General features: G+C 69.3%; 14 protein-coding genes. 12 read left to right on the top strand and 2 right to left on the bottom strand.

The window, feature by feature from the left end:
• The first annotated feature begins 2 nt into the window (after window positions 1-2).
• The 9 genes from ACI2K4_RS04840 (at window position 3) to ACI2K4_RS04800 (ending at window position 10,337) form a co-directional block, all read left to right on the top strand.
• Entirely contained in the window at window positions 3-560 is a 558-nt protein-coding gene (locus tag ACI2K4_RS04840) for a hypothetical protein (RefSeq protein ID WP_404508798.1), read from the top strand.
• Window positions 561-775: 215 nt separating this feature from the next.
• Window positions 776-1,315 carry a PadR family transcriptional regulator gene (locus tag ACI2K4_RS04835; RefSeq protein WP_404508796.1) on the top strand — a complete coding sequence of 180 codons (540 nt, stop codon included), beginning with the start codon at window positions 776-778 and terminating at the stop codon, window positions 1,313-1,315.
• Window positions 1,316-1,323: 8 nt separating this feature from the next.
• Window positions 1,324-2,040 carry an ABC transporter ATP-binding protein gene (locus ACI2K4_RS04830; RefSeq protein WP_404508795.1) on the top strand — a complete coding sequence of 239 codons (717 nt, stop codon included), beginning with the start codon at window positions 1,324-1,326 and terminating at the stop codon, window positions 2,038-2,040.
• A 1-nt stretch (window position 2,041) separates the two neighbouring features.
• Window positions 2,042-3,808, top strand: coding sequence for an FtsX-like permease family protein (locus tag ACI2K4_RS04825; protein ID WP_404508793.1), 1,767 nt, complete (start codon window positions 2,042-2,044; stop codon window positions 3,806-3,808).
• A gap of 303 nt (window positions 3,809-4,111) precedes the next feature.
• Complete coding sequence (locus ACI2K4_RS04820) at window positions 4,112-4,975, top strand: sugar phosphate isomerase/epimerase family protein (RefSeq protein ID WP_404508792.1); 864 nt, start codon at window positions 4,112-4,114, stop codon at window positions 4,973-4,975.
• A 168-nt stretch (window positions 4,976-5,143) separates the two neighbouring features.
• Window positions 5,144-5,359, top strand: a complete 216-nt coding sequence (locus ACI2K4_RS04815; protein WP_404508790.1) for a 2TM domain-containing protein — start codon at window positions 5,144-5,146, stop codon at window positions 5,357-5,359.
• 141 nt (window positions 5,360-5,500) lie between these two features.
• Complete coding sequence (locus tag ACI2K4_RS04810; RefSeq protein WP_404508788.1) at window positions 5,501-6,007, top strand: monooxygenase family protein; 507 nt, start codon at window positions 5,501-5,503, stop codon at window positions 6,005-6,007.
• A 73-nt stretch (window positions 6,008-6,080) separates the two neighbouring features.
• The gene (locus ACI2K4_RS04805) at window positions 6,081-6,983 is read left to right on the top strand and encodes a bile acid:sodium symporter family protein (RefSeq protein WP_404508786.1); all 903 of its coding nucleotides are present in this window, start codon (window positions 6,081-6,083) and stop codon (window positions 6,981-6,983) included.
• 129 nt (window positions 6,984-7,112) lie between these two features.
• A complete protein-coding gene (locus tag ACI2K4_RS04800) occupies window positions 7,113-10,337 on the top strand; it encodes an ATP-binding protein (protein WP_404508784.1) in 3,225 nt (1,074 codons plus the stop codon).
• A 109-nt stretch (window positions 10,338-10,446) separates the two neighbouring features.
• Here ACI2K4_RS04800 and ACI2K4_RS04795 read toward each other — a convergent pair whose 3' ends face one another.
• Window positions 10,447-11,160 carry a DUF4386 domain-containing protein gene (locus tag ACI2K4_RS04795; RefSeq protein WP_404508782.1) on the bottom strand — a complete coding sequence of 238 codons (714 nt, stop codon included), beginning with the start codon at window positions 11,158-11,160 and terminating at the stop codon, window positions 10,447-10,449.
• A gap of 142 nt (window positions 11,161-11,302) precedes the next feature.
• Window positions 11,303-11,719 carry a hypothetical protein gene (locus ACI2K4_RS04790; protein ID WP_404508781.1) on the bottom strand — a complete coding sequence of 139 codons (417 nt, stop codon included), beginning with the start codon at window positions 11,717-11,719 and terminating at the stop codon, window positions 11,303-11,305.
• Between the two features lie 367 nt (window positions 11,720-12,086).
• Between ACI2K4_RS04790 and ACI2K4_RS04785 the strand changes: the two genes are divergently transcribed.
• The 3 genes from ACI2K4_RS04785 to ACI2K4_RS04775 all read left to right on the top strand — a co-directional run bounded on the left by ACI2K4_RS04785 (window position 12,087) and on the right by ACI2K4_RS04775 (window position 14,488).
• Window positions 12,087-12,215, top strand: a complete 129-nt coding sequence (locus ACI2K4_RS04785) for a hypothetical protein (RefSeq protein WP_404508779.1) — start codon at window positions 12,087-12,089, stop codon at window positions 12,213-12,215.
• A gap of 250 nt (window positions 12,216-12,465) precedes the next feature.
• Window positions 12,466-13,509: an aldo/keto reductase gene (locus ACI2K4_RS04780; protein WP_404508777.1), complete on the top strand. Its 1,044-nt coding sequence runs from the start codon at window positions 12,466-12,468 to the stop codon at window positions 13,507-13,509.
• Window positions 13,510-13,849: 340 nt separating this feature from the next.
• Complete coding sequence (locus ACI2K4_RS04775; protein ID WP_404508775.1) at window positions 13,850-14,488, top strand: TetR/AcrR family transcriptional regulator; 639 nt, start codon at window positions 13,850-13,852, stop codon at window positions 14,486-14,488.
• The last annotated feature ends 123 nt before the right edge of the window (window positions 14,489-14,611 follow it).

Genomic DNA, 14,611 nt, shown 5'->3' with positions numbered 1-14,611 from the left:
CCATGACCACCCTTGCCGCACCCGACATCTCGACGACGGCGTCCACCCTGCGGCGGCTGTACTTCGTCCGCTTCGCGTTCGCCATCGTCTGGGCCCTGGTGATGTTCACGACCGCCGAGCACCTCGGCCCGCTAGCGGCGACGCTGCTCGTGCTCTACCCGCTGTTCGACGTGGCCGCCGCCGTCGTCGACGCCCGCGCGTCGCGGGCCACCGGAAAGCCCGCCCTGCTGTACGTGAACATCGCGGTCAGCCTGCTCGCCGCGATCGGCCTGGCCGTCGCCGCCACCTCCGGCATACCGGCGGTCCTGCTCGTTTGGGGTGCCTGGGCGGTCGTGGCCGGGTTGGTCCAGCTGATCGTGGCTGTCAACCGACGTGGACTGGGTGGCCAGTGGCCGATGATCTTCAGCGGTGGCATCTCCGTACTCGCCGGCGCGTCCTTCATCGCCGGCGCCTCCGCCGACGACCCGGCGTTGACCAACGCGATCGGCTACGCCATCCCCGGCGCCATCTTCTTCCTCATCTCGGCCATCCGCCTCGGCCGCGCCGCAAAGGCGAACTGACACGGGAAGAACCACGTACGACGCCAGCGTCATCAACGCGGGTCCGCTCGGGGAGTACGTCGCCGACGGGTCGCGAGGGTCGAACCTCGACGACTGTCCACGGACCGGTTCGCCGTCACCGGCAACCGAGTCAAGCCGTACTCCCCGTCGCCGGATTTGACAGCGGTATAGCTAACCGCTATCTATTAGCGGTCCGGACCGAAGGGGCGTGCTGGGTGCAGGACGTGGTGCTGGCCATGCTGGCGAAGGAGCCAGCGCACGGGTATGAGTTGCGTGGCCGGATGCGCGGCGCACTCGGTCCGCTGGGCGAGGCGATGAACGCGGGGCAGATCTACGTGACGCTGACCCGGCTGGGCAGGGCCGGACTGGTGACCTCGGAGCGGGCCGAGGGCTTGCCGGACCGGCCGGACCGTCGGGTCTATGCGCTGACCCCGGCCGGACAGCAGCGGGTCGCGGACTGGCTGTCCGAGGTGAGCTGGCCGAAGCCGGACCTTGGAGAGTTCCATCTGAAACTCGTGGCCGCAGCGGCCGGCCGGCTTGCCGATCCCGTCGCGCTGGTCGACGCGCAACGACGTGAGGTACTGCGCCGATTGCGCGACACACAGCGCGCGGCGCTGGACCGGTCGGTGGATCCGGTCGCCGGGCTGCTGCTGGAGGGTGTGGTGCTGCGGCTGCGGGCCGACCTGGAGTGGCTGGAGGCATGCGAGCGCGGGTGGGCCGAGCGGGATCGGACCGGGCGGAAGGCGGAGGAATGATCGGATCGATGACCTTGCGGGCGCGTCGGCTGACCAAGCGGTACGGCTCACACAACGCGCTGGTGCGCGCGGTCGACGAGGTCGATCTGGACGTACCCGCCGGACAGACGTTGGCGATCATGGGCCCGAGCGGCTGTGGCAAGTCCACCCTGCTTCATCTGCTCGGCGGGCTGCAACGCCCGAGCGACGGGCAGATGTGGCTGGCCGAACACCGGATCGACACGATGAGCGAGCGGGCCCTGGCTCGGCTGCGGCGCGACAGCGTCGGGTTCGTCTTCCAGTCGTTCCACCTCATGGACGAGCTCACCACGGTGGAGAACGTCGAGCTGGCCGCGTTGCTGGCCGGCCGGTCCCCGGGGCAGGCACGCAGGCGGGCGATGTACCTGCTGGACCGGGTCGGGCTCGCCGACCGCGCCGCGCACCTGCCCTCGGCGCTGTCCGGTGGGCAGCGCCAGCGGGTCGCCATCGCCCGCGCGTTGAGCAACGAACCCCTGGTCGTACTGGCCGACGAACCCACCGGCAACCTGGACAGCGCCGCCACCCTGGAGGTGTTGCGGCTGTTCGAGGAGCTGCACACCGCGGGACAGACCCTCGTGGTGGTCACCCACGACGCCCGCATCGCGGCAGTCGCCGACCGAGTTATCTCGATGCGCGACGGGGCGTTCGCCGACGACAACCAGTTCGTCGGCACCACTACCGGCACCGTCTACGACGGGCGGCGCTGACGTGTCCGGTCGCCTCCTGCTCGTCTGCCGGCTGTTGGTGCGGGACCTGCGCCGTCGCCGAACCGAGACCGTGCTGCTCCTGGTCGCCATCACCGCCGCCACCGCCACGCTGACCCTCGGCCTCACGCTCAACGAGATCGCCGACCGGCCGTACCAGCAGACCCGAACCGCCACCGCGGGCCCAGACGTGATCGTGACACCCCGGGTGACCGGTCAGGCCGCATTGGACGAATTCGCATCGCTGACCGCTGCGGCTGGCGTCACCGATCACAGCGGCCCCTTTCCGATCGCCTACCTGACGATGACGGCCGGCGGCACGTCGGCGCACGCCGTCGTCGAGGGCCGGGACACCGTACCCGGATCGGTCGACCGCCCCGCCGTGACCGACGGCACCTGGGTACGCCCCGGCGGCGTAGTCGTCGAGCGTGCCTTCGCCGACGCCCTCGGGATCCGCGTCGACAACACGGTCAACATCGACGGCCATCCGCTGCGCGTGATCGGGATCGCGGTCACCGCCGCGAGAGCAACGTATCCGTACGCGGGGTGGCACCACCCGGGCAGCGTCCTGGTCGAGCGCGGCGGCCTGGTCTGGGTCGACCGCGGCGACATCGCGGCGCTCGCGGGCGGGCAGCCGCTGTCGTACACCCTCAACCTCAAACTCGCCGACCCTACGGCGGCCAGCACCACCTACGCCGTCGGCGACCAACTCACCACCTGGCAAGCGATCGACCGCCTCAACGGCCGGCTGTACAGCGACGCGCAGATGGCGCTGCTCGTTGGCAGTTGGCTGCTCAGCGGCCTCGCGCTGGCCGGCGTCGCCGGCGTCGTCGCGGGCCGGATCATCGGCCAGCGCCGCCGGGTGGGGCTGCTCAAGGCCGTCGGTGCCGGACCGGCGATGATCGCGGCCGTCCACCTCGTCGAGTACCTCGTGATCGGGCTTGCCGGCGCCTCCACCGGCCTGGCCACGGGCTGGTTCGCCGCCCCCGTGCTGATCCGTCCCAGCGCCGGACTCATCGGCTCCGTCAACACCCAGCCACCCGCGCTGCGCACGGTGATCGCCGTCACCGCCCTCGCCCTCACCATCGCTGTGGCGGCAACCCTGGGACCGGTGATGCGGGCCGCCACCACCAGCACCGTCCACGCGCTGGCCGACGCCGCGACACCACCGCGGCGCCGTCGATGGCGCATCTCGCTGTCTCGGCAGCTTCCCACCCCCCTGCTGATCGGGGTACGGATCAACGCCCGCCGGCCGCGCCGCGCCCGGCTGGTCACGGCGAACACCCTGATCACCACAACCGCACTCGTCGCCACACTCATGATCAACTCCCGGACGGAGCATTTCGACCTCGGCTACACGGAGCTGGCCAACCCCCGCAGCGAGCGACTGGACCAGGCCCTGCTCGTGGTAGTCGTCGTGCTGTGCATCCTCGCGCTCATCAACGCCGTCGTGAGCACCTGGACCGCGGTCCTCGACGCCCGGCAGCCGCTGGCCGTCGCGCGGACCCTCGGCGCCACACCCACACAGGCCAGCCTGGGCCTGGCGGTAGCGCAACTGCTTCCCGCCATACCCGGCGTCCTGGCTGGAATCCCGGCCGGCATCGGGCTCCTTACGTTCGTCAGCCGCGCCGAGGTTCGATACCCACCCGCTTCCTGGCTGCTCGCCACCGCAATCGGGGTCCTGCTCGCCGTCGCCGCGCTCACCGCGATCCCGGCGATGGTTGCCACACGGCGCCCGGTGGTGGACACGCTCCGGTCCGTGTCGGCCTGAGGGCCGTCCACGTCGTCGTGCCGCTCCCGACCTGACAACAAAAGCGGGAGCAAGGCCGCCGTCGCATCCGACCAGCAGCGACACCAGCAGGATCGGGCAGGCCGAGTGGTGTCCGTTTCAGGACCCGGCGACGACGCAGAGCACGTTTTCCTGCCGTACCCAGGTTCCTGTCGCTCCACCGCGACGCACGAGGTTCGGCCGGTTTGACGGTGCCCTCCCGCGCGTCAACCACTGGCGCTACTATGCCGCCGGCTGATGATCCGCATCGGCCACCGTCGCTGACTTTCGAAGGAGTCGTCCGCCTTGTTCGCGATCGGCGTCAACCCGTGGATCTGGACCGCACCCGTTACCGACCAGGCACTCGCCGCCCTGCTGCCACGTCTGGCCGGCTGGGGCTTCGACGCCGTCGAGCTACCGCTGGCACAGTTCGGTGACTGGTCTCCGCAACGGGTCCGGGACCTGCTGGCCGAACACGGTCTCACCGCCGCCGCGGTGATCCCGTTCACCTCGCCGGAGCGCAGCCTGGTCCGGGCCACCCCGGACACGGTCCGAGCCACGCAGGACCACCTGCGGTCCATGGTGGACGTCGCGGTGATGGTCGGCGCGCCAACCATCTGCGGTCCGATGTACGCCACCGTCGGGCAACGGTGGCCGATGTCGGCCGCCGAGCGCCGTGAGTGCTACGCCGAGCTGCGGAGGGCACTCGAACCGGTCGCCGAACACGCTGCGGCGAACGGCGTCCGGATCGGCCTGGAGCCACTCAACCGCTACGACACCTCGGTGCTCAACACCGTCGCGCAGGGGCTCGAGGCACTCGACGGGCTGCCCGACACCGTCGGCCTCATGATCGACAGCTATCACATGAACATCGAGGAGTCCGACCCGTACGGGGCCGTCGCCCTCGCCGGACCGCGCCTGGTGCACGTGCAGGTCAGCGGCAGCGACCGGGGTGCGCCCGGCAGCGACCACATCGACTGGCCCCGGTGGCTCGACACGCTCGCCGGAACCGGCTACCGGGGTCCGATCTGTATCGAGTCGTTCACCGGCGAGATCGAGGAGATGGCGGTGGCCGCGGCCGTCTGGCGACCGCTGGCCCCGAGCCAGGACCGGCTCGCCACCGACGGGCTGGCCTACCTGCGTCGGCTGACCGAGCGCATCCCCGCCTGACCACAGCCGGAGGTACTCCCAGACGGCGACGGGCCGACCCCGTCTCAATCTCGGTTCGTGGTGACGGGTCGGCCCGGGACTGGTACGCGACAAGCACTGACCAAAGACGGAAGCGCATTCGCGAGCGGGATTCCGTCTTCGTCAAGTTAGTCGATCTAGCATGCGTGCATGACGTTGAACAAGAGCGAGAACGCCCGAAAATGGGGCTTGTGGATTCATCTCCTCTGCTATGTGCTGTCCAATTCGGCTCAGGTCGTGGTGTGGTGGCTATTCACTCCGGAGCACTTTTTCTGGCCCTTGTGGTCGATCGTGGCCTGGGGTGTCGGCGTGTCCTTCCACGCCTGGGCGGTCTACTCACCGCCCAGGCGGGCGATCAGGCCCTGAGGTACACCGCCCCTTGAGAGCGGGTGCCGTTCGGCGGCCGTTGACGCGGTCGTGCGGGGTGCCGTCACGGTTCAGCATCGACCTGGCGCTGGCGGTCGGACTGATGTTGAGTTATAGATAGCCATCTTTGAGGAGTTCGATATGTCAACCCGAGTGAACCGGCAGACCGTCGATCTGTCCGCCTACCCGGATCTTCTGGTCCTGTACCTCGGCATGCGGGTGAACCGCCTGTACGGAATCCGGACGTTCCTGAGTTTCGGGCGCAAGATCAGTGAATCGGTGGCGGACGAACCCGACGGGCTGCTACTGCACGAGCCCGTGTACTACTCGTTCTTTCCGATGAACATGGGGATGCGCCAGTACTGGCGCGACCTGCCCTCGCTGCTCGCGTACGCCCGGTCGGAGCCGCATCGGCAGTGGTGGATGAGCTTCCTGCGGGACTCCGGCGGCACCGGCTTCTGGCACGAGACGTACTCGGTGCGGGGCGGCATGGAGGCCGTCTACGACGACGTACCAAGGCCACTCGGCTTCGGGCGGTTCGCCGGGCTCCAGCGCGCTCGGGGACCCATGTTCGGCTCGGCCGCCCGCCTGGGACGTACCGACAGCGGGGACGCGGCCCTCTCCGAGACCGACCTCTACGGATCCTGAATGCCGGGAGGGGCCCGGACGCGGCGGCGCGGTGGGCTATTGACCAGCAGTGGCGGGTCGGTGAGACTGCACCGTGGGTTCCGCGTTGATCTTGACTAGTCTTCCCTTCGCTCTCGGCATCGTCATGCTGGGCCTGGGTCTGAGCCTTACCATGGACGACTTTCGGCGGGTGAGTCAGCATCCGAAGGCGGCCGTGGTCGCGCTGCTGTGTCAGGTCGTATTGCTGCCGGTGATCTGCTTCGGCCTGGTGCTCGCGTTCCGGCTCCCGCCGGAGCTGGCGGTCGGGATGATGCTGCTCGCCGCGTCGCCGGGCGGTCCCACGGCCAACCTGTACAGCCACCTGTTCGGTGGGAACGTCGCGCTGAACATCACGCTCACCGCGATCAACTCGGTGCTGGTCGTGGTCACCCTGCCGATCGTGGTGAACCTGTCGGCCGGGTACTTCCTGCCCGACGGGGCCGCCCTGGGGTTGCAGTTCGACAAGGTGCTACAGGTCTTCCTGATCGTGATCGTGCCGGTCGCGATCGGGATACTCCTGCGCACGCGTGCGCCCGAGCTGGCACGACGGCTCAACCGCCCGGTCCGGGCGCTGTCGGTCGTCGTCCTCGTCGTCGCCATCTCCGCCGTGCTCTACGCGGAGCGGGAGAATCTCGCCGACTATTTTGTCTCGGTCGGACTCGCCGTGCTGGTTTTCAACGTCGTGAGTCTGCTGGTCGGCTACGGGGCGTCACGGCTGGCCAGCGTCGACCACCGGGCGGCGACGGCGGCCGGGTTCGAGATCGGCATCCACAACACCGCCTTCACGGTCACGGTCGCGTTGAGCCCTGCCCTGCTCAACAATGCCGAGATGGCCATCCCCGGTGCGGTGTACGGCATTGTCATGCACTTCACCGCGGTCACGTTCGGCTGGCTGATCACCCGCCGCCGTGGTCGGGAGTCCACTCTCAGTGAGCAGACACCGGTCGAAGTCGGGTGAATCTCCGCTCGGCCGTACGCCGTCAACCCGCACTGCGACAGCCTGTAACCTCAGCCTGAACTGCGATTCGTCGTCAACAGACTGCGTTTCGTCGTCAACAATTCGTCATCCGACCGGGAGTCGACCGGCGTGGCTGTGCCTACCCGTACCACCCAGCCCGACGGCGAGGATCCGCCGGCCGGCGCCGGTCCCCTACGCCTGCGGATCCTCGGCCCGGTACGGGTGTGGCGCGACGCTGTCGAGCTGGATCCCGGCCCTCGGCAACAGGCGTATCTGCTGGCCCTGCTCCTGGCGCGGGTGGGGCAGCCGATCACGACGGACGAGTTGATCGGGCTGGTCTGGGGCGACGACGCCCCCTCCAGCGCGCTCAACGTCATCCAGAAGTACGTCGGCGCGTTGCGGCGCCTGTTCGAGCCCGGGATCCCGGCTCGGGGAACCGGCTCCTACCTGCACCGCCGCGGCAACGCGTACCTGCTCGAAGCGGGTCCCGGCGTTGTCGACCTGCTCACTTTCCGGCGACTCCGCCAAGCCGCCGAGGCGGCCCTGGCGGAGCACCTGCACGAAACGGCCCTCGACCACTACACGGAGGCGCTCAGCCTCTGGCAGGGTCGTGCGGCGGACGGTTTCACCCACGGTACGGCCGCGATGCCGATGTTCGCCGCTCTCGACGACGAGTTTCACGCCGCCTGCTCGGCCGCGGCCGAGGTGGCTGTGTCGCTCCGCCGACCGGAACGGGTGCTCCCGGCCTTGCAACTCGCCACCAAGATGGCGCCGTTCCACGAACCCGTACAGGCCAGCCTGATCTCCACTCTCGGCGCCGCCGGGCGCCAGGCCGAAGCACTGTCGGCGTTCCGGACCCTCCGGGACCGTCTGGCCGACGAACTCGGCGTCGATCCCGGCCCGGCGCTACAGGCCGCGTACCTGCGGGTGTTGACGCAGAGTCCGGCGTTCGCGGCCGAGACGAGCACCGACGGTGAGCGGGACGGCGCGGCCACCCCCAAGTCCGGCGGTCTGGTCGGCCGGGCCGAGGAACTCACCGTGCTGTGGAATGTCATGGAGGCGGCGTTGACCGGCCGCGCCGGGCTCGCGATAGTCGAGGGCGAGCCGGGCGTGGGCAAGACCCGCCTGTTGGAGGAAGCCGCCGACGTGGCGGATCAGCGCGGTGCGCGGGTCGTCTGGGCCTCCTGCCTGGAGGGAGATGGAACTCCCTCGATGTGGCCGTGGGAGCAGGCGCTCACCACCATCCTCGACAGCCTGCCCGCGTTGGCGCGGGAGAACTGGCTCGCCACCGAACTCGGTGGCCTCCTGCAGTCGCGGGACGACGACGGGGCCTCGGTGGCCGCCGGTGGCCGCGCCCAGTTCCGCCTCTTCGAGCAGGTCGTTACCGTCATCGGGCAGGCTGCCGCCGTACGGCCGACACTGCTCGTCCTGGACGATCTCCAGTGGGCTGACGCCGCCTCGCTCCAGTTGTTCGGGCACCTGGCGGGCCGGCTCCCGATGGGCACCGCGATCATCGGCGCCCTCCGTGACCGGGCGCCCACGCCGGGCTCCGACCTTTCGCGGGTGCTGGCCGGGGCGAGCCGACTGCCGAGTCACCGCAGGATCCGCCTCGGTCCACTCGGCCTGGCCGACGTGACCGAGCTCATCCGCCGCGAGGCCGGCCACGAGCCCGGCACTGACGTCGCTCGCAGCATCCACGCCCGTACGGCGGGTAACCCGTTCTATGTTCGGGAACTGTCCCGGCTGCTCAGCGACCGGGGTGCGCTCGCCGACGACAAGGCGTCGGTGCGGGCCGGGGTGCCGTCGACGGTGCGGGACGTCGTCCGTGACCGGATGGCTGGCCTCGACGACGGCACCCGTGACCTGCTGCAGATCGCCGCGCTGATCGGCCGCGACGTCGACCTCGGCCTGCTCGCCCGGGCCGCCGACGCCGACGCGGCGGACTGCCTCGAACGCCTTGAGCCGCTACAGGCGCTCGGTCTGCTCGAGACCAGACCAGACGACCCGTTCTCGTTGCGCTTCGCGCACGACCTGGTACGAGAGTCGATCACGGAGACGACCGCGCAGCAGCGGGCGATCCGGCTGCACCTGCGGGTCGCGGACGCGCTCGAAGCGAGCCGGGCCGACGACGAGTCGATCACCGAGCGCCTCGCCTACCACCTGTGGGCCGCCGGGCCCCTCGCCGACCCGGTCCGCACCGCGCAGGCGCTCAAGCGCGCCGGCCGCCGGGCGGCGACCAAGCTCGCGTTCGCCGCCGCCGACCGGCACCTGGAGACGGCCGCCCAGATCGCGCGCAACGCCGGTCTGCCGGAGTTGGAGCTGTCCGCGCTCTCGCTGCTCGCCGTCGCTCCGCGCCGGCAGGCCGGGTTCGGTGGCACGACGTTCGACCTGCTGGAGCGTGCCGAACACCTGGCCCGTCAGCTCGGCCGCGACATCGACGCCGCCGGCCTCCTGTTCGCTCGCCTCTTCGGGGCCTACACCTTCCTGGAGCCCAACCGCGAGCGTCTGGTCCGCCGGCTGTACGAGCAGGGGGAAAGGTCCGGCAATCCGGTTCTGCGGGTGTACGGCCGGCAGGCTTGGGGCCTGCACCAGTGGGACATCGGCAACATAGGTGAGGCGTACCGGTACTTCATGGCGAACGACCCCGCCGTGCTGCACGGCGCCGTCTCGTCGCAGAACGGGACCTCCGTGCGGCGTGACGTCTCGGGTGAGTGGCCCGGCTGGCGGGCCGTCGTGACCGCACTGCACGGCGACGCCGAGACGGCGGGCACCATGATCGACGAGTGGAACGGTCCGACCGACCCGCTGGGCGTCGCGACCTGGGCGTACTACATCACCATCATCGCCTCCATGGCCGGGGACGCGGGCTGGGTGATGCGCACGATCGAGCGGTGGATGGACATGGGCACCGGCCGCACCGCCGTCGCGCAGGAGCACTACGTACGGCTGAACTGGTACTGGGCCCAGGCTCTGGTCGGCGACGATCCGGCTGGGAGTGCGACGGAGGCGGAGCAACTCCTGGCCACGACGCTGGTCGACCCGCCGAGGTGGGGCGTCGCGTACCACCATGGGCTGATCGCCGAGATGTGGCTGGCCGCCGGCCGCCCGGACCGGGCCGGCATCGCTCTCGACCAGGCGGACCAGGCACTCGAGGCGCACAACCAACGCTACGCCGAAGGACTTCTCCGGCTGCTGCGCGCGCGCCTGCTGCACACCCTCGGCGAACCTCTGGACGTCGTACGAACGGTCGCCGAAAACGCCCGCGCCTGGTCCGTCGACCACGAGACCTACCTCTTCGCCCGCCGTGCCGAGCTGTTCCTGAAGGAGCTCGACCCACCGTCGACCCCCGCTTGAACCACCCCCTCGGGTGGCCCGGGCAGCGTCGACGGGGTTCGGGCGGCGGGGACTGAACGCCGTGGACGGCGTTACGCGAGTGCGGTCTTGTTCGTGCCCGGGCAACGCTTCAGCTCGCCACCGGCGTCGGCGTCGGCGTCTGGACGGTCGGCGGTGCCTCGTCGAGTGCCTTCCGGCGCACACCGAGGATAAGCAGGTAGCCAACCATCCAGAACTCGCCGACGGAGGCGGGATACGCGAGTGCCTCGGTGACAACTTGCGCCTCCGGGGCAAGGTACCTGAGGAACGCGCTGAGGACGTACCCGACACCACCGCCGACGAGGACCCATCCCAGAACTCGGGGCATCCAGCCCGATCGCAGCACGCACCAGCCCATGGGGATGAGCCACAGGCCGAAGAAGAGTGCTCCCACGCCCCACAGGTTGTCGCTGACCAGGTAAAGGAGCTGGGCACTGGCCGCCGGGTCGCCGACCGGGTCGACCGACACCGCGACCGCCGTGGCCAGCAGTGCCGCGCTGACCAGTCCCACGGTCGCGTTGACCAGCCCGAACGCGGCGATGCCGCTCGCGGCAACGGGATTCACGGTGCGGAACAGGCGGTAGAACCAGACGGCGGCGAGGGTCTGGGTGATGACCATGCCCAGTTCCAGGCCGACACCGGCACGGGCGAGCGACTCGTTTGTCACGAGGTTGTTCAGCGTCGCGTCGGAGTCGCCGGCCGCGAAGAGCTGCTGGCGGACGACAAGGAAGCCGAGTACGCCGGTGATGGCGTTGCCGAGGTAGAACAGCCCGGTCAGGCGGGCGGTACGGGTCAGCGGGTGCATCGTGACTACTCCTCGATCCGGGTGGGGCGTTGGGGGCTTCGCATGATCTCTCCCTTGATTTCGGGGGTGTGGAATCAGGCCGCGAGGCAAGTGCCTCGCGCGATCCGGGAGTCGGTGAACCTGCCCGACCTGCCCGTGGTGATCACCCCCGCCGGTACGCGACGATCTTCACGACCGCCGAGGCGAGCGCGGCCAGCACAAATGCCAGGTAGAGCGCGTGAGCGATCCAGAAGTGCTCGACCTCCGCTATCGCCAGGACCAGCGGCACGATCGCCGCGACGCTCATGACGTAGAACCCGACAAACTCACCACGCCGGTTGATTTCCCGATCACGCTCGTCGGTCTGGCCCGCATCCTGGGGCGAGGCCATGGCGGTCATGATGGCCAGGACAATGCTGGCGCAGATCCCGACGCCGATCGCGGTGAGCATCGGCCCCACGTAGGCGATCCTCGCCACGTCCGTACCCGGCACTTTGGACAGGACGGTGGTCAGGTAGGCGACCGGCACGACAACGCCGACCACGACGTAGATCCAGGCGCGCTTCTCTTCGGACGACATGTCACGCTCCCGTGTACAGAAAACTTGACATCTCGAAGGTAAAGCAGTCCTGACATGGTGTCAATGATGTTTAACATCAACTCGGGGCCGGACCGGCGACGCCGCCAACACAACCCACTCCCCGCACCGGAGCACGCCGCCACCGGCCCGCGAACACCGCACCGAACCGACCGTCGTGGGCCCGGTCGGCACGCATTACACGGGACAACGACGGAGCCACTGATCCGCGACAGCCGCAGAGACGCTCTGCGCCTCTGATCCGCGCGACTGGTCGGCGCGCTGGGCAAGCCGCGGCGTACGACCCGGCTCCGGGGGCAGCGGACACACGAGTCGACGGCGCAGGGCCGCCCCGTGCCGACCCTCGGCCGTGCCCAAGGCGACCGGCAAGACGATCGTCTTCCAGAACCTCTGGCTCTTCGGGGTCGCGGCCGGCCGCATCACCAGCGCCCAGCTCTACGCCGACACCGCCGTCACGAGTGGCGGCACACCCGGTTGATCGAGGCGCCGCCCGACCAGACGCTACGGCAGGCTGCGAAGAGAAGCTCCGATGTCCAGCTCTCGGTGACGGTGGCGCCGGCGACCAGGAGGCGTCCGGTAGCGGCCGGGACGCGCTCTCGGCCAAGGTGCGCCGGGCGGCGGATCGAGGGGCGGCGGAGGCTGGGAAGCAACCGGCAATTCAACGGGGTACTGTTCTGACACGGTGTCAGACACCGCCGAATACACTATGTCAGAAAAGGACAACCGTCGTGAAATACCGCACTCTTGGTCGTACCGGACTCTGGGTTTCCGAGATATCCCTCGGCGCCATGACCCTCGGCGGGCGGACCGACGACCCGATCTGGGGCGCGGTCGGCGCGCTGCGGGGCGATGACGCCGAACGCCTCGTGCTCGCCGCGCTCGACGCCGGGATCAACTACCTCGACACCGCCGACACCTACGGCGGCGGCGAATCCGAGCAGGAACTCGGCCGAATCCTCGGCGCTCGCCGGGACTCGGTGCTGCTCGCGACGAAGGCGGGCGGCTCACGCTCCGGTCCCGGCCAGAACAACCTGGGCGGCACCCGGGTCCACCTGACCCGCAGCATCGAGACCAGCCTGCGGAAACTGCGCACCGACTACATCGACATCTACGAACTGCACATCTTCGACCACCTCACGGCCCTCGACGAAACGCTCGCCGCACTCGACGACGCCGTGCGGCAGGGAAAGATCCGGCACATCGGCGCGTCGAACTTCGCCGCCTGGCACATCGCGAAGGCGCTCGGCATCTCGGCGCTACGCCAGATCAGCGGCTTCGTCTCGGTGCAGACGCACTACTCGCTGCTGGGCCGCGACGTCGAGACCGACGTACTCCCACTGGCCGAGAGTGAGAACCTGGGCGTGATGGTCTGGGGACCGCTCGCGGCTGGATACCTGACCGGCAAGTACGACGCGAAGGGTGTAACAACGGAGTCGTCATCCCGCCGCGCGGTCAACCCCCAGGCGAGCCTTCCCCCGGTGGACCCGGCCGCTGCGGCACCCATTCTCGATGTCGTGCGGGCTGTGGCCGCGCGCAACGACGCCACCATCGCTCAGGTCGCGCTGGCGTGGGTGCTGGCGCGCCCGGCCATCACCAGCGTCATCGTCGGCGCCCGGACGCCGGAGCGGCTACTCAGCAACGTGGCCGCGGTGGACCTCCGGCTCAGCGAGAAAGACCTGGCCGAACTCAACGAGGTGAGCGCGCTGGCACCGCGCTATCCGCATTGGCTGAACGAAGTCGCTGCCTCCCTTCGCGGCCCGGTCGCCGCCTGATCTCTCGCGCGACCGCCAGGACGTGGCCGGTGACGACAAACTCGCGGCGCCCGGTACGGCAGCACGGCGCGTAACCGCGGCCTCGATCGAGACCTGCTCCCCCAGCGCCAACGGCTTGGTGAGCAGGTCTCATTCGTCATTCGTTCGACGGTCCAGCCATTCCGTAAAGGGCGCAGCTAGTAGCCCGCCGCCAAATAGCACGGTGTCACGTGGTCGCGGGACACGCGTGTCCACAATGTGCGCTCCGGCAGCCAGACGGCGGTGGCGGCTGCGGCACTCTGACTAGCTCTTCTTATGTCGTCAGACGTCTTGTCAGGTGATCGACCTGTAGAATGGCCGGGTGTCTTTCAGCCCTCGCCGACCCTCATTGCCCGTCGACCGGCGCGCAAAGGTCGAGGCCGCCATTCTCGCCGCCACAGAACGCCTCCTCTCTACCGGCGTCTCGTTCACCGAGTTGGGCATTGGCCAGATCGCGGCCGAGGCCGGTATCGCCCGGCCGACCTTTTACCTGTACTTCCGGGACAAGACGGAGCTGATGCTGCGACTGGTCCAAATGTTGGGCCTCGGCAGCTTTGAGGCCACCAGTGATACTCCGATCGACTTGGAGGCGATCACGCAGGCGTACCGGGAGTCGATCGCCTTCTTCCGGGAGCGTAAGCACGTGATGGCAGCCATATTCGAGGTGGCGGGCTACGACGAGGCCGTCCGACAGGCGTGGGAATCGGTCATGGACCGCTTCGTGCAACGTGAGGTGAGGTTGCTGCGAGCCGAGCAGTCGGCTGGACGCACCCCGGCCGACCTCGACCCGGAAACCGCTGCCGAGATCATCAACTGGGGCGGTTCCCAGCTGATCGTGCGGCAGGTCACGAGCCGCGGGCCGGAACGTGACGAGTCGATCGCGCGCGAGTTGGCCGAGCTTCAGTTCTATGGGTTCTACCGCCGGCCGGCGGGCCGTGGAGCATCGTCGCCGAGCGGGTAGAGCCGAACACGCGGATGATGAAGTGTCCCCGGACGGGATGCGGCGGCCGTCGCGGTGGGCAGACTGGGACGTACGCCCGAACCTGCCACTACCGACGACACGGCTACCCCTGACCGGCGTACC

Origin of the sequence: Micromonospora sp. NPDC050397, from assembly GCF_044901685.1 — a bacterium.
Taxonomy (GTDB): Bacteria; Actinomycetota; Actinomycetes; order Mycobacteriales; family Micromonosporaceae; genus Micromonospora_G.
Note: the sequence above shows the minus strand (reverse complement) of the source record. Positions and strands in the feature narration are given on the sequence as shown.

Excerpts from the sequence above, each read along its gene's own strand:
- ACI2K4_RS04840 (WP_404508798.1), top strand. The coding sequence starts at position 3 with ATGACCACCCTTGCCGCACCCGACATCTCGACGACGGCGTCCACCCTG.
- ACI2K4_RS04830 (WP_404508795.1), top strand. The coding sequence starts at position 1,324 with ATGACCTTGCGGGCGCGTCGGCTGACCAAGCGGTACGGCTCACACAAC.
- ACI2K4_RS04815 (WP_404508790.1), top strand. The coding sequence starts at position 5,144 with ATGACGTTGAACAAGAGCGAGAACGCCCGAAAATGGGGCTTGTGGATT.
- ACI2K4_RS04810 (WP_404508788.1), top strand. The coding sequence starts at position 5,501 with ATGTCAACCCGAGTGAACCGGCAGACCGTCGATCTGTCCGCCTACCCG.
- ACI2K4_RS04795 (WP_404508782.1), bottom strand. The coding sequence starts at position 11,160 with ATGCACCCGCTGACCCGTACCGCCCGCCTGACCGGGCTGTTCTACCTC.
- ACI2K4_RS04790 (WP_404508781.1), bottom strand. The coding sequence starts at position 11,719 with ATGTCGTCCGAAGAGAAGCGCGCCTGGATCTACGTCGTGGTCGGCGTT.